Below are 1,254 nucleotides of genomic sequence, written 5' to 3' on the forward strand. Positions count from 1 at the left end.
GTACGAAGCGTTGTGTTCGTCAGCAGCAGAGAAGTGAGATTATGCAGTGTTTCGCTTAACTCGTCAACCCCTCGTCTCTTTCGCTGTCGCTGCTGTAAAAGCTGCGGTGTGCGTCGGAGAAACGAGACTATAGCAAACCCGGTGTGGAACGGCAAGGGCATCGTTGGCCGGAAGCGACTGTACAAAGGAAGCTGCAAGCTTCTCCTTGGCGTCCAGGCCTCCGCGTTCCATAGTGGGTCTAGGCGTGTGGACATTGAAGGAAGGAGGTTTTCCGCGTACTGTTTGACCATGGAAAAATTGACCAGGCGAATGATCCAGATGACCTAGAGATGCGCAATATTATTGAAGAGGCGCGTGTCGTTCTTCCTGGTGTCCAGGCTTTGTTTGGTTTCCAGACGATCGCAGTCTTCAACGATCGCTTCGAAGAGCTGGCGTATTACGCGAAGGCCTGCCATGCCGCGGCGCTCATCATGGTGATCGTTTCCGTCGCCATGGTCATGACGCCGGCGATCTACTACCGCACCTGCCGGGGCCACGCCACGGGGGCGATGGTGAAGCTGTCGTCGGTAATGATTCGCGGTGCGCTCTGCCCGCTTGCGATCGGCCTGGCCCTGGACATGTTCACGGTCATTCATATCGTTACGGCGGGCATGTCGGCACGCATGATGCTCAGCGTTGCCGCTGCGCTGGGAACGCTCTTGCTATTGTCGGGTTTGTGGTTCTACGTCCCGCGCCGGGCGCGCGCAATGACTCGTAAAAACCGGCGTCCCTGAGCGTTTTCGCTTATGTGAGTTGTCGAACAGATGAGTTTTCTTGCGGCCGGATAATCAGTGCTGCGACATCAATCGGGATCCGATTGAACCGTGCCCTGGCACTATGGTCGAAGCACGTCAGCCTGCATGACGCGGGGAGTATTTTGAACTGGGCTGCATTCGCCAACCCGAAGTTCCGATATCGGGGGGGAGCATTACGGTGGTGAGTGTTGGCCCAGCCGTGCAAAGTACCGGCGACTTCGGCGCGTAAAGGCAAGGGCGAGCTAGTCGGCACGCCTCCCACCGGGTTGCGGTGTCGCACAGCTGGGACCTGGCCGGGAAACCGGTCGGGCGGAAGCCTCGGTTCATGACCGGGGCTTTTTTTTGCCCAAAGCCGGGCACCGGCGGCGCAGTCGCACTTCGCTGCAGAGCGGCCGGAGCTTCTCGAGCATAAGCCACAAAAGCAAAAAGCCCGCTCAGACTTAACTGAGCGGGCTTTGCA

The 1,254-nt window shown here is 58.2% G+C and carries 1 protein-coding gene; it reads left to right on the forward strand.

The features are described 5' to 3' along the window. The first annotated feature begins 329 nt into the window (after positions 1-329). Complete coding sequence (locus tag ACK6C6_RS24495; RefSeq protein WP_409269785.1) at positions 330-773, forward strand: DUF6328 family protein; 444 nt, start codon at positions 330-332, stop codon at positions 771-773. The last annotated feature ends 481 nt before the right edge of the window (positions 774-1,254 follow it).

The organism is Massilia sp. BHUDP2 (genome assembly GCF_046236355.1).
Classification (GTDB): domain Bacteria; phylum Pseudomonadota; class Gammaproteobacteria; order Burkholderiales; family Burkholderiaceae_D; genus Telluria; species Telluria varians.